We start from the raw sequence: 24,975 nt of genomic DNA, 5'->3' as shown, positions 1-24,975 counted from the left end.
CCGCCCTACGCGCTGCCCGAGCACAAGACGCGCACCGTGATCCGCACCCAGAGCCACCAGGGTGACGGCTTCAACGAGCTGCGCTTCGAAGACCAGGCAGACCAGGAGCAGATCTGGCTCCACGCCCAGAAAGACCTGGAACTGCTCACCAACAACGACCGCACCGAGGCAATCGGCAACGACAGCTATCTCAGCATTCGTAATGACCGTATCAGTGAGGTGGACAACGACGACCACCACAGCGTCCACGGCCAGCGCCACGAGCACACCGAGGGCAGCCAGCACCTGATCGTCCAGGGCACCCTGCACGTCAAGGCCGGCCAGGCCTGGCTCACCGAGAGCGGCCGCGAACTGCACATCAAGGCCGGTCACAAGGTCGTGCTCGACGCCGGCAGCGAACTCACCCTCAACGCCGGGGGCAGCTTCCTCAAGCTCGACGGCGGCGGCGTCACCATCAGCGGCCCCAGCGTCAAGATCAACGCCGGCGGCAGCCCCGCTGCGGGCTCAGGCCAAGCCGCCGAAACGCCGCTGCTGCCGGGTAGAGCGGTGGCGGAGGCGCATGAGGCGATACCGCCCACCTCGCTGCCCAAGCTCAAGGACTTCCAACTGAGCGAGGCCGCCCTGATGCCGCTGTGCGGCAAGATCAATGACACCCAATGCAGCCGCGAGGACTGTCCATGTCTGGCTGGCTGACGCGACTCCCCGAACGCACGCGAGGGACGGGAGAACTGGCCTCCTGGGTCGACGCTCCGCGGCCCGCCTATCTGGTCCTCGACCAGCGTCGTTACCCCGAGGCCAGTGCTGACCTGTTGGGGAAACCGGGCAAGTACGACTTCGTCACGCTCTTCGCCACCACGCCGTTGGCGCCGCTGATCGACGCCAGCCCCTGGCTGATCGAACTCGAGGTCGGCAGCGAGGCCTGGCAGCACGGTGAGGCGCTATGCCGGGAGCAGCGCCTGGGCTGGAGCTTCCAGCCAGCGCATAACGCCAGGCTGGATGACCTGGCCGATCATCTGCGCCGCCTGTTCGTGCTTGACGACCCCCACGGCGGCCAGTCGCTGATCAATATCCAGGACCCCGCCGCCTGGACGGCGCTATTGGCGACGCTTCCCGACACGTCGCTGCCAGCGTGGCTTGCCCCCTTAGGTCGAGTCGTTACACCGACACCGCAGCGGCGTTGGCTCGCCTGGCACGAGCTGGCTGAAAGTGAGGTGGCGCATGAGCTCTTGCCGCTGACCCGAGAGGGAGAGGCTGCCCTGCGTGCGGCCCCCGGCGCTTGGTGGTTGAGTCGAACTACGGAGACGCCGCTATACGAACTGCCAGAGGCGTGGCTGGCGCGGCTCGCACGGTTGAATCGCGCCGGGATAACCCGTGCCGATCACTTGCGACGCCTGCTAGAGATGATCTGCCAGCCCGATGATCTCCTCCCCTCGGCGGTCGAGCAGACGCTTGTCGCGTCGCTTCCCCCGCGTAAGAAAGTCCATGCCTTGGAGAGCCTGACATGAGTGCAGGATCACGTATCCCCACCCCGGACGATCCCATCATGATCGGTGTGTACGTCGCGCCCGATGAAGAGGGCGGCAACGTCGAATCCGCTGGACAGCATGTCTGCGAAGAGCAGTGCTGGGCCGATATTCTCTACCTGCCGGGGACCCACACGTTCTGGCTGCTGACCGAGGATGTCTCCGATACGTTGCTAGAGGCTGCCGAACAGCTTAAGGCGTGGACGCAAGAAGAGGATGCCGACGAGCGGCTGCGGTTGCTCAACGAAGAGGCGGGGCTGATGGAGTGCCTGCTGCCGACCAGAGCCGAGAATTTCCTCGACGATGCCGAGCGGGCACGCTTCCAAGAGTGCTTCGAGCGGCTGGTGGAGATCACAGCGGCTGAAGAATCGACGTTGGAAGAGCGTATCGCACATCAGCGCACGCTCATGCAGCTGCTATGGCGCCACTCGGCGCCAGTGGCGCTGAGCCGTTGGATCAGTCGGCGCATCAGTCCCGAGGCATATGACCTGGAAGAAGAGCTTCGGCGCCTTTACCGCCAGGGCCTGAATCGTGCACAGGAAGCGGGCTATCACCTTGAGGGCGAGCGCTATTACGGCCCCTGGGAAGCCGAAATCGAGCGCGCGTTGGAAACCTATCGGACGTGCCGAGCCGAGGCGCAGCGGCAGTACCACTTCAACCCGGGGAGCGGCGGTGAGCCCACGCCTTTCTCGTTGCAAGAGGTGCTTGCCGAGTATCAAACCTTCATTGAATTATGCGAATCCAACCCTCCCGAAGAAGCGGCGCAGGCGTGCGGTTTTGTAGGCCATGTTCAGGAGCTCGCGGCGCAACAGGAGAGTAAGTATAAGGACTACTTGGACAGCATCCTGACGCTGGCTTCCCTGGGGGTGGCGACACCAGAGCTGGCGTTGTCGCCGCCGGGGTCTATGGAAGAAGGGGTCGAGGCTCTCGATGACTACTGCCGTGCGCTCAAGGAGGGCGTCGAGTTACACCAAGCGGTGGAAGAGAAGCTCAGCGAATGGGAGTCCGGTACCGCTGGGCATGCCCAACTGCCGATCTTTCTGTTCGAGGATGAGCGCCGTCAGTACGAGGCGTTGCAAGAGTCACTGGCCGATCTCTTCAAGCAAGCCGATCAGGCCGTCAATAAGATGACGCCTGGTCGGGTGCTGATCTGGCATACCGATATCGACGATGACCGCCATGCCATGGGGTATCAGAAGCGCGAGATCGAGCTTCTGGTACGGCGTGACTTCCCGCTTCGCGAGTTCAGTTCACCGAAAGCGGAGCAATCACTCAGCCATCTCAGCCTCTATCAACTGATCCCGGCCGTGAGCGCCAGCGAGCGGCAGCGGCTCGATGCTGCCATCAATGCCGATGGCGTGCTCCCGGCCCATCTGTGGGAGGCGCCCGAAACGGCACTCTCGCAGTGGTTACAAGGACGCGGATGTGAAGCAATAGAGCACCGCCCCGACTGGCACAATGAGCCGCTGGGATTCTTTCAGCCCGAGCGCTTTTTCGCCTACCTCGAAGAACAGGGCCACGAGGTGGAGTCCCTCGACGAGGACAGCAAGGAGGCATGGGGGAAGGCGCTACAGAAGCTCCTGTTCATGGGGCCGAGCCGAGAACAGCTCAGGCTCTTTGATGCCAGTGCCCAGGCCCAGATGATGCGGCTGGTAGGCATGGCCCGCTATGACCTCAATGAGGGGCGCGACGAGGGCGACCGCGACACCCCTTGGGAGGTTGTTGCCCAGCAGCCGACGTTGACGTTCTTCGATGCCGACGTTGAAATGAGCAGCGGCGGTAGTAGTGAACTGAGCACTACACGGCGCGATGAGCTGGCCATCAAGAACACTCCTGATGGCGATTGGCAGTTCGATGACGACGACCCTAACGGCCCCTCGGCTGATGTCACCTACCGCTGGGAAGCCAAGGGCACCTTTAGCCTCGCCCGTGGCGAGCTACCGTTGGGCCGTTTGGTGCTGCCCCGGGAAGAGCAGGCGCGCTCGGTGATGGCGACCCTATCGGAGCGTGATGAAGAGCGCGACCTGGGCCGCTATGCCTTGGTACTCGATGCCGTTGCCAAGGGCTTTGCCGGAGCCAGCCTGGCGCTTGCTGCCGAGACGGGTTTCTCCCTGGACGACGATGGGCTTAGCATCACTGGGGTCGATTGGGCAAAGCGGGAAGCCGAAGGTCCGACCTTGGAAGCCTTTGCCGGTGCTCGACTGGGTATCGAAAGCCGCTGTGCCTTGAGCTGGGAGCCTCCCGAAAACCTGCAGCGCATCCTACCCAGCCGGGCCGCACTCTCCGATATGGACATGCAGCGTGCCAGCCAGTCGCTGACGGGATGGCGAGGCCTTGGCACGGCCACCCTAGGCGGCGAGGTTGCTGCAGGCTTGGGGGGCAAGCTTGGCCTCGCACTGGGCATCCAGAATGGCAAGTTCGTGCTGCGCGTGGCGGCGCGTGTCGTGATCGGCAAGGGCGCTGGGGGCAGCCTCTCCGTCGAGCTGGATATCGACAGCCTCGACCTATGGCTGGCGATGCTCCACCGCGCCATGGTAGACAACAACTACGTCAAGCCCGAGTGGATCGACGAAGAGGCTTATGAAAGCATGAGTTGGCTTGGCTATCTGGCCACCACCACGCTGCTCAATGTCGGCCTTCTCGCCGCCCGCGGCAAGGCTGGTATCGAGCGGCTGTACAGCGCCATGACCGGTGGACAGAATGCGGGGCCGATTGCGTATGAAATCGTCAATGCGAGTGATAGGGGGCGCGGTGAACAGATAGCCTCGTGGGTGCAGCAGTTAACACCGGAGGCACTAGGAGCTTTGTTGTTCCTTCTCATCCGAGAGCCGCAAGAATTTGCAGTAGAGGGGCCGCGCAGAGGTAGAAGCGGTGGCAGCGTTCAGTCATTTAATCGCCAGCAAGCGCTGGACTTCCAGCAGATCGCTATTGCCAACTGCCTAGGCTGGATTGTGGAGGGTGTCACGACCGGTGTTTATGGGACGCTGTGTCGTTTTAGCAAAGAAGCCCCCACGCCCTCACAATACCTGTTTGCCAAAGCGCTCATTCGTATGAGTGAGACTGGCCAACCATGGCATGATGATCCTGGCTTTGCCTACCAACGCCGTAAACGCGACTTGGAGGGATTTATGGAGAGGATTTCGGCCACAGATAACCTCCAAGTACCAGCGTCAAAGAGAGATTTCCGCCGCTACGTCGCAGGGCTCGCAACGGAAGTGTGTGTTACTGAGTAAAACCGCTGACTAAGGAATAAGGTATGCGATCAAACCTACTGACCACACTGGCAGGGCTGACAATAACAGCGCTGTTGTCACCTTCTGTTTTGGCGCTGGACGAAGAGGCACAAGCAGCCAAAGAGGAAGGCATGCGACTGTACGGTATTCGCCAGGCAGACACTGCTATCCCTTTTCTCGAGCAGGCCGCTGCAGCGGGCGATGCAGAGGCTATGTATTATCTGGGTGAAGCCAATCGTCGGTTAGTGATGGGAAACATGAATCAAGCCGCGTTGGACTGGTATTACCAAGCCGCGCAACACGGTGAACCCTACGCTATGCTGCGGCTGTTTGACGGAGGTGCTTGCGAACTGGGAGATGTCTGTCCTGAAAACGGTGACGACTGGCCCCAGGAGGCCTTGGAGCTTACCCTACCCAAAGCCGAGGCGGGTGACGCTGAAGCCATGGCAGCGCTTTATAATATCTACTATTACGTTGAAGACCCCGATGAAGACGAGGCGATGAAGTGGCTACACCGTGCTGCCGAGGCAGGCAACGTTAACGCCATGAACTGGCTGGGCGAGTTGGCCCGTAACGATGAACAAGGGTACGCCAGCGATACGGAGCGCCTAGAAGCGGCGGAGGTATGGTTTCGTAAGGCGGCGGAAGCAGGCTATGCTCCCTCTAAGAATAATCTCGCCTCTGTATTAAATCATCTAGATCAGCATGAAGAGGCCTGGAAATGGATAGTCAAGGCTTCAGAAGCAGGGCATGTTAATGGGCGTGGTTGGCTGGCTGCCTGTAATATCGAGCCCAGAGGGGCAGATATGAACTTATGTCGTTCAGCACCTGACTTAGATCCAGCTAAAGGGTGGGCTATATTAAGAGCTATGAACGAAGAAGCTCCAGGTACATCTTCTGAAAGATTACTAAGAGTCTATGGGGAAAGTGTCACTCCAGAACAGCGCGCAGAGGGTGAGGCTATGATGGATGAATGGCTAAATCGCGAGCCACCGCTTTCCTACTTCCCCGAAAAATTTGGTTATTAATGTTGGTGCCAAAACGATCAAGTTCACTGACCTCACTAGCAGGGCTGACACTAGCGACACTGTTGTCGCCTGCGGCCTTGGCGCTAGACGAAGAAGCACAAGCTGCCAAAGAGGAAGGCATGCGGCTATACAATGCTCACCAACGCTCGGCGAGCATGCCCTATTTAGAACAAGCGGCAGAAGCTGGCGACGTAGAGGCAATGTACTACCTGGGCGAGGCGTATCGTCTACGTCATATGGGGATGACTCAAGCGGCTTTAGAGTGGTATCACAAAGCGGCGCAGCATGGCGATCCCTATGCAATGCTACGGCTATTCGATGGCGGTGCCTGTGAGCTTGGTGATGTATGCCCAGCGAATGGCGATGACTGGCCCCAGGCAGCCCTGGAGATGACGCTTCCCAAGGCAGAAGCGGGTGACTCCGAGGCCATGGGTGCGCTGTACGATATTTATTACTACGTTGAAGATCCCGACGAAGAAAAAGCCATGGAATGGCTCGTGCGCTCTGCCGAGGCGGGCAACGTTGAATCGATGAACTGGCTGGGCCGATTAGCGCGTAGCGATGAAGAGAAGTACGACAGCGATACCGAGCGCTTGGAAGCTGCGGAGCCGTGGTATCGTATGGCGGCGGAAGCCGGACATGCCCCCTCAATGAGTTATCTTTCAGCTACTTTAAATAGTCTTGGGGAGTTTCAAGAAGCATGGGAGTGGATTGTAAAGGCCTCTGATGCAGGTAATATTAATGTTCGTCAATGGATAGCAACTTGCTATATTGATCCTGCAGAAAGCGAAATGTGTAATGTGAAAGAGAATCCCGCTAAAGGTTGGGCTATTTTTCTTGCCATCAATGAAGAGGTTCCAGGAACATCCTCCGAGCGATTTTTGAGGTTCTATCGTGAAGAGGTTACCGCCGAGCAGCGCGCAGAGGGTGAGGCTATGATGGACGAATGGCTTAACCGCGAGCCTCCGCTTTCCTACTTCCCCGAAAAATTTGGACCCTGATGTTTTTACCTATGCGATCAATCACCAAGAGCATGATGGCGGGGCTGACGTTAACAACGCTAATGTTGTCTTCAGCTTGGGCGCTGGATGAAGAGGCTCAAACTGCCAAGGAGGCAGGGGTACGACTATATAGTGCCCATCAGTATGAAGCTAGTATTCCCTATTTAGAAGCTGCAGCCGAAGCCGGCGATGTAGACTCGATGTATTATCTTGGAGAAGCTACTAGGGGGGAGACTTCTCTAGATTGGTATCACCGCGCCGCTCAGCATGGTGACCCATACGCGATGCTCCGCTTACGATCGAGCGGTGCCTGCGAAAGGAAGGACATCTGCCCAGCTAATGGTGAGGATTGGGGTGAAGCAGCGCTTCATTCCGCCCTGCCCATGGCCGAGTCAGGAGATGCCGACGCTATGTTTGCACTCTATCCAGTGTACGCCACCCTTGGATACCCCTCGGCCCCTCTGAAATGGCTGAAGCAAGCGGCTGAAGAGGGGAATGTGGAAGCACAGCACAGGTTGGGGCAGCGAATACAAGATGATCGGACTGCCTATTCAGATGAAACTGAACGTCTGGAGGCTGCAGAGCCGTGGTTTCGAAGGGCTGCAGAAGCTGGTTATCCACGAGCTATGAGCGCTCTTGCACGTCTCTTGAACGAACAAGGTCATTATGATGAGTCTTGGGAGTGGATGCTGAAGGCTTCTGAGGGAGGGCATATTAACGCCAGGCAGTGGCTTGCCTATTGCTACATAGAGCCGGACGAAGAGAATAACGGTATGTGCCAAGTGGAGAAAGAGCCTGGAAAGGGCTGGGCCATACTCTTGGCAGTTAATGAGGAAGCGCCGAATATGCACGTCGAAAGTGCGCTGAGATATTACGGTGACAGTGATGATGTGACTGTGGAACATCGTGAAGAAGGTGAGCACATGATGGAGGAGTGGCTCAATCGCGAACCACCTCTCTCCTATTTTCCAATGAAGTTTTTTGGGCCTCATGGACGTTAATGTCATGGCGATGATTTTTGTTATGCAAGTAACTACTAAGTTGATGTGAATCGGAGTGGTTGTTGATGGAAAATTCTAGTTCATACAGGGCTAAGTCAGTTGATAGGTTGGTGCAGCCGATAGGTGGCGTAATTCTTATCATCTACTCACTGATGATGGCTCCTCTACCGATGGAAATGCGGCTCTTTCTTGTAACTATTGGTGCTATATCTATAGTTCTTGGAGTGTTTCATCATTATCACAAAGTTTTTAAATTTTGCGAAGAGTTTGTGGAGTTCAAGAAAAGTCCCATTTCTCCGTCGATGAAGTTTCGTTATGCAGATATGAAAAACCTGGAAAGAGTCGGTAGCAGTAAGGTGCAGTTTTTCCATGAGCGTGGCGGGAAAAATAAGAAGCGTACCCTATACATTGGCATGCTGAGCAAAGATGATCGTGAGACATTGATGGCCGAATTTGACGGTCGAATTTCAGCGTTGTCAAACAAAATTTGAATACTCTATTTTTTTGTTGAATTTCTCTATAGGGATGGCCGTATTTGCGAATTTCTGTGGCATGTTGCAGCGCTATATGGACACCTCGCAGCCGCTGCCTGATACGCCATTGTGGGAAGAGTTCCGCCCCCTCGATCCCACATCACTGGAACATGATCGGCGCAGCGGGCGCCCGCCGCGCTACTGGCGGGATATGGACGATGAAACCTTCGCGCAGAAGGTGCACGAGCATCAGGACAAGCTGGATACTTTTTACCAGTGACTAGGTCACCCTTACCACTAACACGTTTTGAGAAGTTTAAATGGCTTTTGATGTTATCGTTGGTTTTATAATTTCAGTACCCATAATGATAGGCGTGCTTGGCTATCCCATGGCTATATGGTCACGTCTGGATGGTGAGTTTTTAAGTGGCCGTGGTGTACCGCTATGGAGAAAATTAGTGGCGGCTTCTCTATCAATCCTGCCTGCCATTTTGACGCTTTTCGTATTCGTTTTTTTAGTTACATTACTTGATGTAGGGGGCTCCGACGCTGCATGGGAAAGAGCAAGGGAAGTCGCACCAAGGGCGGTTCCGCCAGAGGCCTATCCGATGGCTTTTGGTATGATTAGTGGGTGTGTTTTTTTGTCACCACTATACGCTAAGTGGATCCGTTACTTACCAATACTAGGATCTTATGGCAATCAAGATTTAGAGCCGCCTGCTGCGACCCGAAAGAGTAATGAAGAGCTTCATTTATTGGAAAAATATGTGAAATCAATGTTTTTAGATAAAGCCCCTCGACATATAGGTGCTGTATGCTTATCTGATCTTCCCGGGTTTTCTGCTTCTCCGGCGTATATGAAAAATCGTTTCTATGCAGCCTTCCTTGAGGCTGAGTTCCTGGTTTTAGCGCGTAGGCGTGTGAAGTCCGATGAAATAAGAAAAAAGGATATTAAGTATAGCTTAGAAACTGCAATTGTAGCTGAGGATGACGACTGCTTGAATTATACTAGGTCCGTGTCGAGAGATGTGGTGGTGAAACTTGGTGGTCTACAACTTATTGATTATCTTAAAGAGGGTGCATCTATTATGATAAGCCAGCCTGAGATTAATATTACTCTCAGTTATAGTGATGTTGAGGCCATACGGGAATTTGCGAAGATTCAATAATTGTCATGTGAATTGCCCCGGGGTTCATAGATACTGGGTGTCTCTCCAGGCCCAATACTGAAGGTATCGTCAGGCACCATGCCTCAGTCCCTGGAGGGGGAGGCGGCCAGCCCTACATCAAGAGCATCAGCCTGCGCGATAAAGTCTTGCGGACGACGTTTCTGAAAGGTGTTCAGGTTGGCGAGCTTCCAACGCAGGGCCGGCAACTGTTCGGCATGCGGACATTGCAGCAGTGACCAGTCGGGCTGCGCCCGGGTCAGCCCGCTCAGGAACTGTCGGTGAGCATCACTCAGCCGTCGCGGCAGTTCATGGCGCAGTCGGGCACGGGTATCAAGCAGGGCTTCCAGCGAACAAGCCTCCTCGGTCATGCCAACGAAGGCGCGCTCATACTCGCTGGCGATGTCCTTGTCGTTACCGAACAGCACTTCATGGGTCGGGCGGTTGTGCCCGGCCAGATAGACTACGAAGCACTCGACCATCGCGTCGGTGAGGCTGCCTGTCTCGAACAATTGCAGGACGTCGAACAGATCCCGAGGATGCTGGCGATCCATGGCGGCGACCAGCTTGCTGGCATAGAGCTCGTCCGGGGCCAGTGTCGGCACTTCGAACTCGACGCCGAACAGATCGCTGGTTTGGGCGCTCAAGGTACTGCGTTCGACGGGTAGCACGGTGCCGCGAAACACCACATTGACCTCGACTTTCACCTGGCTGGTCTCGTTCTCCGCGATCAGCTTGGTGTCTCCGAGATCCTTGCTGCGGATCAGGCGGGTCTGCACACCGAGACGTCCGACGCGCTGCGCGATGGCGGCCAGCTCTTCGTTAATGGCCTGCAACGCTTCATCTCGCGGCGTCTGCCACGGGAGGTAGACCACGTCGATGTCCACTGACAGGCGGGGCATATCCTGCAGAAACAGGTTGATGGCGGTGCCGCCCTTCATGGCGAAGATGTCGTTGTCGAACACGTCGGGAGCGATGCTTAACAGCAGGCGGACGGTGTCTGCGTAATGTTTATCCATGAGGGTTCAGGCTCAGTAAGGTGCCGTCATCGAGACGACTCATCCAGCGCTTGTTGCTGCCGGTGCGTACCGGGTACTGCTCCAGCAGCGCATCGACGTCGGCCACACCAGTCTCCCGTGCCCAAGTCAGGAACAGGCGCACGGCCTTGACGCTGGTACAGCAGGCCAGCAGGCGCCCGAGTACATCCTTACGCGGTGATCGCAGGCCGTCGAACAAGTTGCGGGCCTCTTCGAGGCTTTCCCGGGTGCCAGTTTCGTAGAGCAGTTCCAGAACGGCACGCTCCGGTACGGCTACCCGTAGTCTTTCCACCTGTCCCGGTGGTGTGTGCAGGGTCTTGTCGGCGAGCGCGTCATCGGGCCAATCGAACAGCCTGGCGTTGACGTACCGTGCCGGGAATCGCTTGGTGAACCAGGCTGGCAGTGCAAAACGCGCGTCACCCCAGAGCACCAGGGTTTCCCGGGAGGCCAGGTTGTGTCTCACCCCCTGCATCGCCAAGGCGCTCTTGCCCCCCACATGCAGGCCGGCGACCCTCTTCTGCAGGAATTGCAGGGCGCCGCTGACGTCGAAGTCGTCATTCGGGAAGGCATAGACGCCATGCGCCAGGCGCACCAGCCAGCCGCTCTCCGCGTAGCGGGCGGCCAACTGTGGCGACACGCCGAAGGATTCGAGCATGGCGAGGTCGAACGGTGCCCCACGGGGCAGTTCCGTCAACAAACGCTTGATTACCTGATGTCTAGTATTTCCACTCATGATTTAAATATAGTGCAGTAACTAATCATGCGCTACGCAGAGACAGAGAGATGCATGGAAATTAGCCTCATGATTGAATTTGGCGTGAAAATCTAATCAAGTGAGGGTCCCGAAGGCCGGCTCTGCTCAGCAAGACATGCCAGATTACTGGCCCCCGGCCTCCCAGCATTGACACCCGGCGCCCCTCGGCGGCATGATTCTGTGATGATCCGATTTCAACCGACACGCCGTATTCGCCAGTGGTGGCGCTCCTGATCAGGGGCGGCACGCTGACGAGTGAAAAATGCCGCCGTCAGGGCGGCATTTTTGTGTCTGCTGACTCCCTGCACGGCTGGCGCGGCCCCTGAGAACACTGGGTAACGGCGCCGATTAGCGACAGCACACACCATAGGGAAAACAGAGTCATGGCCACGTCCGTGCTAATGATCGATAACTACGACAGCTTCACCTACAACGTCGTGCAGTACCTGGCCGAGCTGGGGGCCGAGGTGCACACCTACCGCAACGACGCCATCACCCTCGACGAGATCGAGGCGCTGGCGCCGAGCCATCTGGTGGTCTCTCCCGGCCCCTGCACGCCCAACGAGGCGGGCATCTCGATGGCCGCCATCGAGCACTTCGCCGGCAAGCTGCCGATCCTCGGTATCTGCCTGGGCCATCAGGCCATCGGCCAGGTCTACGGCGGCGAGGTGGTGCGTGCCCCCCAGGTGATGCACGGCAAGACCTCCAGGGTGCGTCACGGCGGCCACGGCGTGTTCGCCGGCCTCGAGGACCCGCTGGAGGTAACCCGCTATCATTCCCTGGTAGTGGCTGCCGAGACCCTGCCCGAGTGCCTGGAAGTGACCGCCTGGGTGGATGACAGCGACGTCACCCCCGGCTTGATCATGGGCCTGCGCCACAAGACACTGGACATCGAAGGGGTGCAGTTCCACCCCGAGTCGATCCTGACGCGCCAGGGGCACGAGCTCCTGCAGAACTTTCTTTCACGTCGCGCCTAACGGAGACAGCCCCATGCAGATGCGAGAGGCCATCGACGCCGTGATGCGCGGCCAGAGCCTGACGTTCGACCAGACCCACGCGGTAATGCGCACCATCATGACCGGCGAGGCCACCGACGCCCAGATCGGCGGCTTCTTGATTGCGCTCTCCATGAAGGGCGAGAGCGCCGAAGAAATCAGCGCCGCCGCCCAGGTCATGCGCGAGCTGATGACCCCGGTGAGCGTGCACGGCGAGAACGTCGTCGATATCGTCGGCACCGGCGGCGACGGCGCCAACCTGTTCAACGTCTCCACCGCCTCCAGCTTCGTCGCCGCGGCGGGCGGCGCCCACGTCGCCAAGCACGGCAACCGCAGCGTCTCTTCTTCCTCCGGCAGCGCCGACCTGTTCGCCGTGGCCGGCATCAAGATCGAGCTCGACGCCGAGCAGGTGGCGCGCTGCATCGACCAGGTCGGCGTTGGCTTCATGTTCGCGCCGATGCACCACCAGGCCATGCGCCACGCCATCGGCCCGCGCCGCGAGATGGGCGTGCGTACCCTGTTCAACATCCTCGGTCCGCTGACCAACCCGGCCGGCGCACCCAACCAGCTGCTCGGTGTCTACGACCCCAATCTTGTGCGGCTGATGGCCGAGGTGCTCAAGCGCCTGGGCAGCCGCCATGTGATGGTGGTCCACGCCGAGGACGGCCTAGACGAGATCTCGCTGGCCGCGCCGACCCGGGTCGCCGAGCTCAAGGAGGGCGAGATCGTCGAGTACACCATTGCCCCCGAAGACTTCGGCATCGAGCGCCAGGCGCTGACGCCGCTCAAGGTGGTCACCGCCGAAGACAGCCTGCGCCTGGTGCACGAGGCCCTGGCCGGCGACGGCCCCGCGGCGGATATCGTCGCCCTCAATGCCGGCGCCGCCCTTTACGTATCCGGCATTGCCGATACCCTGAAGGAAGGGGTGGCCATGGCCCAGGACGCCCAGGCCTCCGGACTGCCGCGGGAAAAGATGAAAGAACTGGCCGACTTCACCCGGGTGTTTGCCGACTGACGGCACCCTGCAATGCTGCTACGGGGACATAGCGACATGACAACCACACAGGGCATGCCCACCATCCTCGCGCAGATCCTGGCGCGCAAGGACGAAGAAGTACACGAGCGCAGCCTGGCGGTGACCGAGACCGACCTGCTGGCCCTGGCGCGCCACCAGAGCGCGCCGCGCGGCTTCATCAAGGCGCTGGACGAACGCATCGAGGCCGGCGACCCGGCAGTGATCGCCGAGATCAAGAAGGCCTCGCCCTCCAAGGGCGTGATGCGCGAAGACTTCCGCCCCGGCGAGATCGCCACCAGCTACCAGGCCGGCGGCGCCGCCTGCCTCTCGGTGCTCACCGACGCCGACTTCTTCCAGGGCCACGAAGACTTCCTGATCGAAGCCCGCGAAGCCTGCGACCTGCCGGTGATCCGCAAGGACTTCATCACCCACGGCTACCAGGTCAGCGAAGCCCGCGCCATCGGTGCCGACTGCATCCTGCTGATCGTCGCCGCGCTGGACGACGCGCGCATGCTCGACCTCTACCAGCAGGCCGAAGCACTGGGCATGGACGTGCTGGTGGAAGTGCACGACCAGCGCGAGCTCGAGCGCGCCCTGCGCCTGGAGCTCTCGCTGGTGGGCATCAACAACCGCGACCTGCACACCTTCGACACCCGCCTGGAGACCACCTTCGAGCTGCTGTCGCAAATCCCCGAAGGCGTCACCGTGATGACCGAGTCCGGCATCCACACCCGCGACGACGTACTGCGCATGCGCGAGCACGACGTGCACGGCTTTCTGGTCGGCGAAGCCTTTATGCGCGAAGAGGACCCCGGCGAAGCCCTGCGGCGGCTGTTCTTCTAAACGGCTAGCCAGCAGCACCAACAACGGGCAGCCCAGGCTGCCCGTTGTGCGTTATGGGAGGAAGGCGCGCCTAGCGCGACGTTACGCGAACCTTGGCCGTCAGCCAGGCGCCTTCTGCGCATTTCATGCGCTTCGCCTCGATGCTGCCGCTGACCCGGGCACTGGGCAGCAGGATGGCCTGGTCGGTAGCCACCAGCAGGCCCTCGACGCGCCCGGCAACGCTGATCAGCCGTGCCTCGATGCGCCGGGATACGCCCCCCGTCTCGGTGATGGTGACAGGCTGCTCCGTCGCCTCGACGTCGCCTTCGATGGTGCCGTGGATCACCAGCGGCTGGCGGGCGTGCACCGTGCCTGCAATGCGCAGGGTCTCGCCGATCAGGCTGCCGTCGGGCGCCGACAAGCGCTGGGTGGGCGCCACCAGGGGCGCCGTCGGTAAGCTAGCCTTGGCGGGTTGCTCGGCCCGGAGCGACGGCGTGGCGGGCTCCACGGGCGGGGCGAGTTGATGCTGGTGGGAAGCGTGCGGGGGAGAGGCCTGGTTGGCGACGGCACGCTTACGCATACGCCGCTTGCCATCCAGCATGATCAGGATGAGCGCCACTACGCCCGCGATGAATAACGCGTCTCCGCCCCCCATAGCTGCCCCTTGATAGAAGTAAGATGCCCAGCGTCAGTATAGGCGGCGAGCGCGAGGGGCAGAAAACACGACTAACGGCCATTTTCAAGGGCTACTCTTACCTTTGCTCTTACCCCGATGCGGCAATACTCCTAGCATCGCATTGTTCCCCCTTACGCTACCCGGAGCCTTTCCCTATGTTCAGCAAGCACAAGCCCACCAGTGTTCCTGCCGACCATACGGTGTCGCCTCCCGCTTCGTCATACACCGCCCCAAGCAGGGACGAGCCGCGCAGCGGTAATGGACGCCCGGCCACCATCGGCGCCCATACCAGCATCGAAGGCAGCGTCGTCGGCGAGGAGGAACTGATCATCGACGGCCAGGTAGTGGGCACGGTGGAGTTCAAGCGCAACACCGTCAGCATCGGCAACGATGGTCGCGTAGAGGGCGATATCGTCGCACAGACGCTAAACGTGGCCGGCAGCGTAGAAGGGCGCCTGATCGCCTCGCACAAGATCACCGTTCACCACACCGCGCAGATCACCGGCACCATCATTACCCCCTGCCTGGTACTCGAGGACGGCGCCGTCTTCCAGGGCAACATCGATATGGACGCCGAAAACGACGTCCTGCGCGCCGCCTTTGGCGGCAGCGTCAGCACGCCGGCACCCCAGTCTTACGCCCAGCACGACGCCGAGCCCCAAATCGACGATGACGACGCCGACGAATCCGCCCAAGCGGAAACACAGCGCGAAGAGAACAGCTGAGCCAACAACGGCTACAGCGCCACTAGCACCACCGACAACGGGCAGCCCAGGCTGCCCGTTTCCGTGCAAGTAAGCCATTACTTACCCATCACTAACCCAGTGCAAAGCCACGAACTGCGTTGATAAGTGGCGCCTGATTCGTTTTGCCGACAAGAGCCATCCCGCCTAGTATGAATCCCTAAGGCCGCTGAGACGGCTGGATAGAACAAGTTGTACGCACGGGACTACCGCATAAAACGACATGCAGTGGCCTTGGCGGTAGCGTGCCTAACGATTGCCCATGGACAGGGAGATGGCATTGATCACCGGTATTAACCACGTCACCTTGGCCGTCAGCGACCTTGAGCGTGCATTCGCCTTCTATACCGGGGTGTTAGGCCTCAAGCCCATCGCTAAATGGACGCGCGGCGCCTACCTGCAAGCCGGCGACGACTGGATCTGCCTCTCGCTGGATAACAAAGCACGCATCGCTCCCCATCCTGATTACACCCACCTGGCCTTTTCCGTACCCAGCCAAACCTTCAACGACGCAGCAGACGCCATCCGTGCCAGCAACGCCACCATCTGGAAGCACAACCGCAGCGAAGGGGACTCCCTCTACTTCCTCGACCCAGATGGGCACAAGCTCGAAATCCACTCCGGCGACCTCAATAGCCGCTTGGCGGCCCTCAGGGAATGGCCCTACGACGGGTTGGAGTGGTTTGTTCAACAGCAAAAGGATGATTGAAACCGGCAAATGCAGCGCGCTCGCGAATTCTGTATAGGCTGCCTGGTATGCTTAGCTACAAGACATATCAATGGGTTAGGTGCAAAGCAGTAGGCTAGATAAGACTCTTGAACGCGCCGGCGCGTTCAAGTGAAAAAATGAGAAGGCAGTCTAATACCTGTTAGCCTCGTACGAGCCCCACCCCATGAGAGAATAGAGAAAATGACCAAAAGACCGATTGACTTCCTAGTAGATCTCAACGGCAAAGCGCCAAGGAACCTTCGTGATTCTATTCGCAAAGTTGGCAATGCATCACATGGATTCAGGAGTAGCTGGAAGTCCGGCGAACATCAATACGCATTCGAGACAAGCCAAGAGGCATTTGCTGAACTCGACTACATACAGAATGAATTGCTAAGACAGCGCGACGCAGCCAAGAACCTTGCAAACTGGGCAGGGTCCCCTCTAGATTCTGCACTACAAGTTGCTGTTGGAAGGATTTGTTCACCGCTATCAGCTCCTGACGAGAGTTGGTTTCAGAACTTGACCCCTGGGCAAGGCGCCCTTCCTTCCACTACTCCAAATAGTGTACTCACGCTAGGAATGTCACTGAATAAGCTTAAGCATCGCACAACGTCTGTGGTGAATTTTGCTTTGCCAGCGACAGGCGGACATATGCTTTACGTACTAACAGAGGCAGGTATGGGGCAGCCGGCAACTTTGTGCGAGATCGATATAGATCTGTTCTGTACATGTTGTGGCTCCGCGGCAAATCACGTATGACGGCTAACAAACTGTTCCTGAGCGACCAAGGCAAACTGTCACGGGGCTTGCTGGCGCAACCCCCGCGCCAGTTCACCTTGGCGCCAGAACAAGAGCGTTAGCTCAATAGAAAGGATTTTAGTTCTAGCTCATGAGAGATAATTTTTCAGAAAAAACTAAACAAGTATTGCAAAATCGAGCTGGCAATCATTGCTCTAATCCGGATTGTCGAGTCCTTACATCGGGACCTAATACAGATCCAGAAAAAGCGACAAAAACAGGCGTGGCTGCGCATATTGCTGCGGCGGCTCCTGGAGGCCCAAGGTATAACCCGAGGCTTACACCTGAGCAGAGAAAATCTGCAGTTAATGGAATATGGCTATGCCGCAGATGTGCTGATTTCATCGATACAGATTATTTAAATTATCCAGTTGAGCTGCTCGTATCATGGAAAAAAGATGCAGAGCGGGAGGCTGATGATCATAACAAAGGGCGAAAAGCAAACTTGCCACTACCTCCAGAGAATGAAGAAGATATCATTGTGGGTTGGGGCTGCCCGTTTTGTGGCACGACAGTTCCACTAGGAAAGTCCGTATGTTTGGGGTGTCATGCCGAGGTCATTCCAGGATTAACAAGAAATGAACGTGCAGAAATAGGTAAAATGGGAATGATGACTGGTTGTGGCTTAGCTCTTCTACTTTTAGTTATGCTACCAAGCTGGCTTAAAACTTCTTTCTCATGGGATGTAGAAATTTTCTTCGGTCTGGGAATATATGGCTTGATCGCGATTGTAGTTCCCGCGTTGGTTGGCAGTTTTATTGCGGTAGAACGAGCAAATAATAAGAGGCTTGCAGAACCACCGAGATTTTTTAGGCATACCCATGCATGAGCTAACAAACGCGTCAATCGGGACTGGTTTTCCGCTGGCGCTCCAAACCAGCCCATTACGCGGGCGTTATGCATTTCTATGAGGGCATATAGAGTGATCAAACTTTGCTTTTTCTTGCTAGCTTTTATAAGTGGCGCCGCTTTCGGCGGTGATACGGAAGGGAGTCCTGCGAGAATGTACACGATTGACCTGTTCTCAATTCTCTCTTTTGCGTTAGCGATTGCAGCGTTTTTTATCTCAGCTTTTTTGGGATGGCTTTCTTGGCAATTCTATATGAAATCTAGTGAAGTCTCCGAAAAAACTAATGAGGCTGTTTCTCGGGTGGAAACAAGCATTTCTGGGATTCAGAGTGACATCACAGAGATTGTGAGGAGGGCTGTTGGATACTGGGTCGATGGTTCTGGAACAAATGAATCTCCGGAACAGATCGATGACTTAAATGATAAAATAGAAGAGTTGCGCAAACAAATATCAACCCTTGGGGAAGGGAAGCCAGAAGCTGAAGATATTGAGAAAAAGTTTGAGGAACTATTGAAGTTTCAGAAGAATCAACTAAAAAATCTAAACACCTCGCTGTTTGACGCAAAAGTTCGCTCAATATTTCCCTCGGCAGATAAAGGGCCTGCTGTTGAATTGACTCAAAATACAACTAAGAACGATAAAAAAATCAAGGAAGGACAATTGATTATCGAAGTTACGCGTCCGGTAAAAATTGCTACTGCAACAGGTAAGTTTTTACCTCCGTTCGAGGAAATTCCCGATCTTTCGGTAGAAATTGAATCATCGCCCTATGGAGATGGGGACGACGTAATTATTACGTCAGGGGTTGGGAAGACAAGCGATTTCAATGTACATTTGAAAAGCTATGAAGGGTTGTTGAAATCAGGGCAATATGTAGTGAACTACGTGGCAAAGAACAATCCATAACCAGTGCAGTCACAGCGACGCCCTTTTCATTGCGCCTTCGGCTTCATTACAAGGGCGCGCGTGCTGCAAGCGTTATACCTAAATAGAGATCGAGCCAGATAATGGACTATGGTGCAATTACAATAGATACCTCAATTTTTGATGAGAAAGGGTTGGGGCTCGAGTCTGGAATTCTCAAAACTCTTGAGCAATTCAACGGCCGACCTTCGCACCTCGTTTTATCAGAGATTGTTGTACGAGAAGTGCACAGCCATCTGAGGAAAAAGGCAGCTGACGCGAGGGAACAAGTTCTCAAAGCTCTGCGTGAGAGCAAAAAACATCTCTCAGTATCGGAAGATGAAGTCACGCTGGCTAGGGAGGCTCTGGTTCCTGAGCTGGATGATGGAGAAGTAGCTAAACAGCGCTTAAAGGCATTTGTAGCGGCTACAGGAGCAGAAATTATTCCCGCTGCTGGTAAAGTGGATCTGGGGCAAATCATTGGGAGGTATTTTCAGTCAGAACCTCCATTCGCCGCTTCTGGTAACAAAAAGAATGAGTTCCCGGATGCGATTGCACTACTTTCCCTTGAGTCTTGGGCGAAAGAGCATGGCTGTAAGATCTTGGCTGTAGCGAAGGATGCGGATTGGAAGCGCTTTGCTGATGAGTCTGAATATATCGATCTGCTTGAAGATCTGGCTGAAGCCATCTCGAAATTTCAACCTCCGTCGGATGCTATTGAATTCTGTTCAGAAATCTCGAAAACCCTTCCTCAAGGGCATCCGGACGAATTGCTTGATTTGTTGCACATGTACTTGAGCGAGGCCGTTGGGGAGATGGATCTATACCCAGAAGCTAATTCACAATTTTTCTATGAGCCAGATTTTGTCGAGGTTTCATTAGAGGATTTCGATTTTGTGACAGACAAAGCGGGTAATGCTCTGTTGCAGCCAGTCCAAGGCCAAGATGGATTACTAATTATCGAGGCAAAGATTAATATCACAGCTACGGCTTCGACCACGTTCTCCTTGTCTGTTCGGGACTCTATCGATAAGGATTATGTCACTATCGGTGATGCCTCTGCTTCCGAGACGATTGAATTCGAATCGGAGGTTTTGCTGACATTTGAGGGCGACTTCTCTCAAGGAGAGCATGAAGTGGAGTTGACTGGATTTGAACTCCTTTCGTATCCGAAAGAAGTCGATTTTGGTGAGATCGAACCGGACTGGTGGAGCGAAGAGCAACGGGTATAACAAGGCCAGTCACGGCGACGTCTACTACATTGCGGCTTCGCCTCCATTCCGTAGCCGCGCATGCTGGCTGGCGTTATACGATGGTCGTACTAAGCCCGGTTACGAACCAAAGCGACATTGATGAGCTATATTGAGAGCGCGTCAAGCAGAGCTAGTAAAAAAGGCTGAAAAGGAAGGGAAATACCGTGGTCGCCCTATTAGTAAAAAACTACACCGAGATATTGAGGGGTTTCTACGTGACGGAAAGAGTTACGCTTATGTCCGTGATTTAATCAGATGCTCTGAACATAAGATTTCAAAAGTTAAAAGATATCTCCACTGGAAGCGACGACCATGCAGAATAATCGTAATCTCATCCATTTTTCGCTATATGATCATTTAAAGGTTGTAATATGGGGAGTTGTTTTTTTGATAGATTTCATTGGAAATAGAAAGGATGTCATCACAGGAAGTGACGTTCTATGATCAAAACAAAATATGGAACGCATGATGGCAACACATGGGAATACCTATGTCAGCAAGCCTTTAAACTAAAGTATGGAGAAGATGGTTATCAAGAAATGGCCTCATCGCCTGGAGATTATGGGATCGAGGGCTTTACAAAAAAGACAGGCCTAGCATTTCAATGTTATTGCCCTGAGAAAGAATATACGCAAATAGAACTTTACGAGAAACAAAGGGATAAGATAACCAACGACCTAGATAAGTTAAAAAAATACGAATCTAACCTTGCGGCGAGACTGGGTGATACAAAGATTAAGCAATGGGTGTTTGTAACGCCAGAAATAAATAACAATAAGCTTCTAGAGCACGCAGAAAAAAAGCAAAATGAAATTAAGCTGAATAATATTTCTATCTTGGATGAAGACTTTACCGTTTTGATAAAAGATGGGGATTTTTTTTCATCTGAGTTTATAAAAATCAATCAAATCAACGGCGAAAAACTGGTTTTCTTTGATAGCCAATCAGACTTACATCTCGATTATGGTGAAGATGAACTTACAGACTATGAGAAGAACATCGAAAGAAAAAATAAAGTCCGATGCGATTATGATGACAAGAAAAACGACTCAAAATTAAAAAAGCTAAATGAGCTGACTGTTAAACTGTGGCTTGAGGGTGAACCGACGTTGAAAAACATCGAAAAAAATGCACCGAAAATTTACTATCATCTTGTAAGAATTATTAGTCAATACGAAGATGAAGTATCGGAACTCAGCTTATGGTGGCAGGCTGACGCCAACACCCTAGTCGAAAAGGTTAAAGAGGGTCTTTTTGAGCGAATAAAACAAGAGCTTCCTGATATAAGTGGCACAGACCAAAGAGCAATTTCAAATCACATGGTGTCAAAATGGATAGCGCTATGTCCTTTGGATTTTGAATAAATATGACTAAACTCACTTTCAACAGAAAGCCAATGCCGATTTTTGCAGAGTACCGACCATTATACAAGGTGTCACAGCTTTTAATGGTTTTAATGATCTCTTCTAGAGGAGGAAAAAGCAGTATAGTTAGACTCCACCTGTTTAACTGGGCTTTAAAAAATGATAAACGAAAAGAAGCATTATTGTCGGCCTCGAAAACAGGAACGCTAGACATTGATGTGTGGGGGTTAGATCCTTCATTAAATGCAGCAATTCAATTCGCAGTCGCGGAAAAATTGGTTACACAAAACTCTAGTGGTATTACTCTAGAGAGGAAGGGGAAGGATTTTCTGGGTGATATATTGAAGAATGAGCTTATGGTCGAAGATAAAAATTACTTGGAGAAGATTGGCAAAAAAATAACTGAAAGAATGATATTAAAAGTCAGCGAATCTTGGGGATAATAGTGAAAATCAATGCATTGCAAATCTCTATAAAAACCGAGAAAGATGATTATGGTTTTTCTTGCAATTTTAAGAGTGGCTTAAACATTATTAGGGGCAACAACTCTTCTGGAAAGAGTACGCTTTACAACGCAATGATATACGCCCTTGGTATGGAAGAAATATTGGGTGGACGAGGAAGTAAAGTTCTACCTTACGCCCTCAAGAGCTATATCCCTGAAGGAAAAACCAATTCCCCTATTATTAGTTCTTTCGTAGCATTGGAGCTAGAAAATAAAAATAGTAAGACCATTACACTAAAGCGATCAATTACATCCGACAAAAGTGACAAGCTGATCGAGATAATTGAAGGAAAATACCTCACAGAAAAATATGACAACTACAGGGTTCAACCTACTTATATTCATGATGGAGGGTCTGCGACTAATAGTGATGTTGGTTTTTTTAGGGTAATGGAAGAATTTATTGGCTATGAGCTTCCAATAATCCCTAGCACCTCGGGAAGTGAAGTAAAACTATATCTTCAAACGCTATTTTCAGCATTTTTAGTCGAGCAAAAACGTGGCTGGACTGATTATATTGCCAATATTCCATACTTTAGGATTAAGGATGCCAAGAATAAAGTCGTAGAATATTTGCTCGGTCTTGATGTTTTCGAAAATGATAGAAATCGAAATCTAATCAATATCGAAGCTGTCGATATAAATAGAAAATGGGATCATAAACGAACGAAAGCGCGCCTGATAGAAGACAATAAAGGAGTATCAATAAAAGGTATACCACCTAAACCTGTCACCGACTTTGATGAAAAACTCGTATCTATACATAAGATTCAAGGTGAAGAAGAAATTCCGTTATCGGCTTACATTTCGCTGGTTGACAAAAAAATATTAGAAATCGAGAAAAAGCAAGCCAATAAATTTAATGATGCTCCGAAAGACCTAGTTGATAAAATGCAAAATGCATCAAATGAGGTCGCCCGACTAAATACTCTACTGGAAACTATTATTTCAGAAACTAACGTAAACAAATCATTAATTAAAGAGTACAAAGAAGCTGTTATCGATGTCGAGTCTGACCTGGAAAAAAATAAAGCCGCCAGAAAGATTAAAAAGCTAGGCGCAGATTATTTGCTTTCCTCTGCAAATGATTCTTGCCCCACTTGCCATCAAGTAGTTGATGATTCTCTCTTGCTTGCCGACACTCATATTCAACCAATGAGTATTGGCGAAAATATAGACTATTTGACCAAGCAAGAAAAAATGCTGAAAAATTACATATCAGGCATTGAAAGGTTGATTGAAAAGCAGAACAGGCAATATCGTCAAGTTGAAGAGAACTTGGTAAGAAAAAAGGAAGAACTAATAGGCATAAAAAAGGACATGTCTTCAGTTAGTGATATATCAGTATCTGATTTGAGAAATCAAATCAGGCTCGAAGACGAGATCAAAGACCTCATGCATGCAGACGCCAATGTTGATGAAGTCAAATCGCAACTGAAATTAATTACTGAACAGCTTGTTGAAAATAAGCGGAAAAGGTCAAAGCTTCCGAAAGATTATTTGTCTGGGTCGGATAATAAAAAAATTAGTTTATGGGAATCAACATTTAAAAGGTTGGCCAAGGACTTCGGATATAGAAGCGCAGAAACTAAAGATATAGAGATTGATAGGGATACGTATTTACCTATTTTGTCTGGGCTAACACTAAGAGAGATTAATAAAGAACCAACGAAAATCGGAACTGATATTAAGGGTGATTCATCTGCTAGTGATTTTGTGAGACTTATTTGGTCGTATCTCATTTCAATATATGAAGTATCAAAGATGAAAGAAGGAAACCATGTAGGGTTGATCGCATTTGACGAACCAGGTCAACATTCAATGAGAGACACGAGTGTTAACGCCATGTTTAAGCAACTAAATAATTTGGATGGGCTCCAGAGCATTGTCGCTGCCTCATTCGATGAAAATGACGAAGTGTTTAAAGCGGAAACAAAAGGTGTTGATTTTCATCTTATTGAAGTCGGTGAAAAATTACTTAAAAAACTATAGATTAAAAATTTGGTTCAATGTTTTCGGATGGTATGTGAATGTGAAAGATATTGAATTAAATTCAATATTCGTGATGTTCCGGTGAATTCCGAGGCGGGCTCTTAATTTAATGTCTGTTTGTGGCCGGATGTGGACATGGCGATGGTGGTGCAAAACACGTATAACAAGTGGCTGTTGTCGGACGCACCTGCGCTTTTGCTCCGGTGCGCCGCAAAGCCAAGTCGTTAGCAATCCATCGGATTCCCGAGGTGATAATGGACTTTTTTGATAAGTCAGACATTCAAGGGTCTCTTCGACGAATTGAAGAGCTTTTAGACTGTGGAATATTCGATCCGAAAAACTCATCGCATGTACTGATGAGAGCGGCATTCATCGAACTGCTGATTTCACTTAGGGACTTGATGTATAAGGCCGAGAAATACTCTTCCCGAATAGCTTTTAAAGATGATGTTCCCGTAGGAGGGCGGATAAATGATGTTAGTGATCTGATCAAGTACGTCAGAGACGCACTTTGTCACCCGGATTCGGATAATCACTACATCGAAAAAGGTAATATGAAAGCCACGTTCAATGTGGCGTTTGGTAGAGCAAAATTATTGAAAATAGGTGACTTCGAACAAGAATCGCTATATGATGACGACATTTGCTTTTTCTTTGGGTCGAAAGGAATTTACCTCAGAAGGCATATAATCCGGGCGTTCGAAGAAGCGAAGGGTAAACTTGAGCCGATAGTAAATTGCTAGCAAGCGCATGCAGCCGACAAGCGGCTGATGCGAGCGTTGTGGCTGTAGAAAAAGCCCACAGCCCACGCCGTTTTGGTAGGATCGGGAAAACAGCCTAGGAGTGGTCAGCATGCCCCGCTTCAAGCCCTACAACCATGATCAGAACGCCATGGTGGTGATCAACTACCAGGACCAGCTGCAGCCCGGCACCTTTGAGCACGCCGTGCACTATCTGATCGAACACAAGCTGGACCTGTCGGTTTTCCATCCCCAATACCGCAACCACGATACGGGTCGGCTTGCCTATGCCCCCGCCATCCTGCTGAAAATCATCTTGTTCGCCTACTCCAAGGGGATCACCTCCAGCCGCGAGATGCAATGGTGCTGTGAAACCAACATCATCTTCAAG

25 protein-coding genes are annotated in these 24,975 nt (G+C 53.3%); 22 read left to right on the top strand and 3 right to left on the bottom strand.

Going from position 1 to position 24,975, the window contains the following annotated elements; all coding sequences use genetic code 11:
• The 9 genes from BLT16_RS19000 to BLT16_RS20735 all read left to right on the top strand — a co-directional run.
• Positions 1 to 693, top strand: a 693-nt coding sequence (locus BLT16_RS19000) for a bacteriophage T4 gp5 trimerisation domain-containing protein (RefSeq protein ID WP_422717942.1), incomplete at its 5' end; no start/stop codon positions are given.
• The gene (locus tag BLT16_RS18995; RefSeq protein WP_176817283.1) at positions 678 to 1,505 is read left to right on the top strand and encodes a DUF4123 domain-containing protein; all 828 of its coding nucleotides are present in this window, start codon (positions 678 to 680) and stop codon (positions 1,503 to 1,505) included. The genes BLT16_RS19000 and BLT16_RS18995, both read left to right, overlap by 16 nt.
• On the top strand, positions 1,502 to 4,756 hold the full coding sequence (locus tag BLT16_RS18990; protein WP_143025099.1) for a hypothetical protein: 3,255 nt from the start codon (positions 1,502 to 1,504) through the stop codon (positions 4,754 to 4,756). The genes BLT16_RS18995 and BLT16_RS18990 overlap by 4 nt, the downstream gene beginning before the upstream one ends.
• 23 nt (positions 4,757 to 4,779) lie before the next feature.
• Complete coding sequence (locus BLT16_RS18985; protein WP_089660465.1) at positions 4,780 to 5,784, top strand: tetratricopeptide repeat protein; 1,005 nt, start codon at positions 4,780 to 4,782, stop codon at positions 5,782 to 5,784.
• Positions 5,730 to 6,785 carry a tetratricopeptide repeat protein gene (locus BLT16_RS18980; RefSeq protein WP_245701774.1) on the top strand — a complete coding sequence of 352 codons (1,056 nt, stop codon included), beginning with the start codon at positions 5,730 to 5,732 and terminating at the stop codon, positions 6,783 to 6,785. Before BLT16_RS18985 ends, BLT16_RS18980 begins: the two co-directional genes overlap by 55 nt.
• A complete protein-coding gene (locus tag BLT16_RS18975; protein ID WP_245701773.1) occupies positions 6,785 to 7,786 on the top strand; it encodes a tetratricopeptide repeat protein in 1,002 nt (333 codons plus the stop codon). The genes BLT16_RS18980 and BLT16_RS18975 overlap by 1 nt, the downstream gene beginning before the upstream one ends.
• Before the next feature lie 65 nt (positions 7,787 to 7,851).
• Entirely contained in the window at positions 7,852 to 8,277 is a 426-nt protein-coding gene (locus tag BLT16_RS18970; protein WP_089660463.1) for a hypothetical protein, read from the top strand.
• A gap of 61 nt (positions 8,278 to 8,338) precedes the next feature.
• The gene (locus BLT16_RS18965) at positions 8,339 to 8,539 is read left to right on the top strand and encodes a hypothetical protein (protein WP_218124473.1); all 201 of its coding nucleotides are present in this window, start codon (positions 8,339 to 8,341) and stop codon (positions 8,537 to 8,539) included.
• 40 nt (positions 8,540 to 8,579) lie between these two features.
• Positions 8,580 to 9,428, top strand: a complete 849-nt coding sequence (locus BLT16_RS20735; protein WP_143025098.1) for a hypothetical protein — start codon at positions 8,580 to 8,582, stop codon at positions 9,426 to 9,428.
• An 83-nt stretch (positions 9,429 to 9,511) separates the two neighbouring features.
• Here BLT16_RS20735 and BLT16_RS18960 read toward each other — a convergent pair whose 3' ends face one another.
• On the bottom strand, positions 9,512 to 10,444 hold the full coding sequence (locus BLT16_RS18960; protein WP_089660461.1) for a nucleotidyl transferase AbiEii/AbiGii toxin family protein: 933 nt from the start codon (positions 10,442 to 10,444) through the stop codon (positions 9,512 to 9,514).
• Positions 10,437 to 11,195 (bottom strand): type IV toxin-antitoxin system AbiEi family antitoxin domain-containing protein, encoded by a 759-nt coding sequence (locus BLT16_RS18955; RefSeq protein ID WP_089660459.1) that lies wholly within the window; start codon positions 11,193 to 11,195, stop codon positions 10,437 to 10,439. Before BLT16_RS18955 ends, BLT16_RS18960 begins: the two co-directional genes overlap by 8 nt.
• A gap of 404 nt (positions 11,196 to 11,599) precedes the next feature.
• On the opposite strand from BLT16_RS18955, the gene BLT16_RS18950 reads away from it, so the two are divergent.
• From BLT16_RS18950 to trpC, 3 genes are read left to right on the top strand one after another with little or no spacing between them, the layout of a single operon-like run.
• On the top strand, positions 11,600 to 12,193 hold the full coding sequence (locus BLT16_RS18950) for an anthranilate synthase component II (RefSeq protein WP_089660456.1): 594 nt from the start codon (positions 11,600 to 11,602) through the stop codon (positions 12,191 to 12,193).
• 13 nt (positions 12,194 to 12,206) lie between these two features.
• Positions 12,207 to 13,226, top strand: coding sequence for an anthranilate phosphoribosyltransferase (trpD, locus tag BLT16_RS18945; RefSeq protein ID WP_089660455.1), 1,020 nt, complete (start codon positions 12,207 to 12,209; stop codon positions 13,224 to 13,226).
• Positions 13,227 to 13,262: 36 nt separating this feature from the next.
• The gene (trpC, locus tag BLT16_RS18940) at positions 13,263 to 14,069 is read left to right on the top strand and encodes an indole-3-glycerol phosphate synthase TrpC (RefSeq protein WP_089660453.1); all 807 of its coding nucleotides are present in this window, start codon (positions 13,263 to 13,265) and stop codon (positions 14,067 to 14,069) included.
• A 70-nt stretch (positions 14,070 to 14,139) separates the two neighbouring features.
• Here the strand turns inward: trpC and BLT16_RS18935 are convergent, their stop codons facing one another.
• Positions 14,140 to 14,628, bottom strand: a complete 489-nt coding sequence (locus tag BLT16_RS18935) for a bactofilin family protein (protein WP_176817282.1) — start codon at positions 14,626 to 14,628, stop codon at positions 14,140 to 14,142.
• A 251-nt stretch (positions 14,629 to 14,879) separates the two neighbouring features.
• Between BLT16_RS18935 and BLT16_RS18930 the strand changes: the two genes are divergently transcribed.
• From BLT16_RS18930 to BLT16_RS18895, 10 genes are all read left to right on the top strand, one after another.
• Complete coding sequence (locus tag BLT16_RS18930) at positions 14,880 to 15,449, top strand: bactofilin family protein (protein WP_089660449.1); 570 nt, start codon at positions 14,880 to 14,882, stop codon at positions 15,447 to 15,449.
• A 298-nt stretch (positions 15,450 to 15,747) separates the two neighbouring features.
• On the top strand, positions 15,748 to 16,176 hold the full coding sequence (locus BLT16_RS18925) for a fosfomycin resistance glutathione transferase (protein WP_089660537.1): 429 nt from the start codon (positions 15,748 to 15,750) through the stop codon (positions 16,174 to 16,176).
• 892 nt (positions 16,177 to 17,068) lie between these two features.
• The gene (locus BLT16_RS20730) at positions 17,069 to 17,806 is read left to right on the top strand and encodes a hypothetical protein (RefSeq protein ID WP_143025097.1); all 738 of its coding nucleotides are present in this window, start codon (positions 17,069 to 17,071) and stop codon (positions 17,804 to 17,806) included.
• A gap of 174 nt (positions 17,807 to 17,980) precedes the next feature.
• A complete protein-coding gene (locus tag BLT16_RS20725; RefSeq protein ID WP_143025096.1) occupies positions 17,981 to 18,733 on the top strand; it encodes an LUC7 domain-containing protein in 753 nt (250 codons plus the stop codon).
• A 101-nt stretch (positions 18,734 to 18,834) separates the two neighbouring features.
• Positions 18,835 to 19,962, top strand: a complete 1,128-nt coding sequence (locus BLT16_RS18920; RefSeq protein ID WP_089660447.1) for a PIN domain-containing protein — start codon at positions 18,835 to 18,837, stop codon at positions 19,960 to 19,962.
• Between the two features lie 461 nt (positions 19,963 to 20,423).
• Entirely contained in the window at positions 20,424 to 21,347 is a 924-nt protein-coding gene (locus BLT16_RS18915; protein WP_089660444.1) for a hypothetical protein, read from the top strand.
• 2 nt (positions 21,348 to 21,349) lie between these two features.
• Positions 21,350 to 21,790: a hypothetical protein gene (locus BLT16_RS18910; protein ID WP_089660442.1), complete on the top strand. Its 441-nt coding sequence runs from the start codon at positions 21,350 to 21,352 to the stop codon at positions 21,788 to 21,790.
• A 2-nt stretch (positions 21,791 to 21,792) separates the two neighbouring features.
• Positions 21,793 to 23,844 carry an AAA family ATPase gene (locus BLT16_RS18905; RefSeq protein WP_176817281.1) on the top strand — a complete coding sequence of 684 codons (2,052 nt, stop codon included), beginning with the start codon at positions 21,793 to 21,795 and terminating at the stop codon, positions 23,842 to 23,844.
• 167 nt (positions 23,845 to 24,011) lie between these two features.
• Positions 24,012 to 24,587, top strand: a complete 576-nt coding sequence (locus tag BLT16_RS18900; protein WP_245701771.1) for a hypothetical protein — start codon at positions 24,012 to 24,014, stop codon at positions 24,585 to 24,587.
• Between the two features lie 109 nt (positions 24,588 to 24,696).
• A partial coding sequence (locus tag BLT16_RS18895; RefSeq protein WP_143025035.1) for a transposase occupies positions 24,697 to 24,975 on the top strand: 279 nt, incomplete at its 3' end.

The organism is Franzmannia pantelleriensis (assembly GCF_900102875.1).
Taxonomy (GTDB): domain Bacteria; phylum Pseudomonadota; class Gammaproteobacteria; order Pseudomonadales; family Halomonadaceae; genus Franzmannia; species Franzmannia pantelleriensis.
This window is presented reverse-complemented; position numbering and strand designations above follow the sequence as displayed.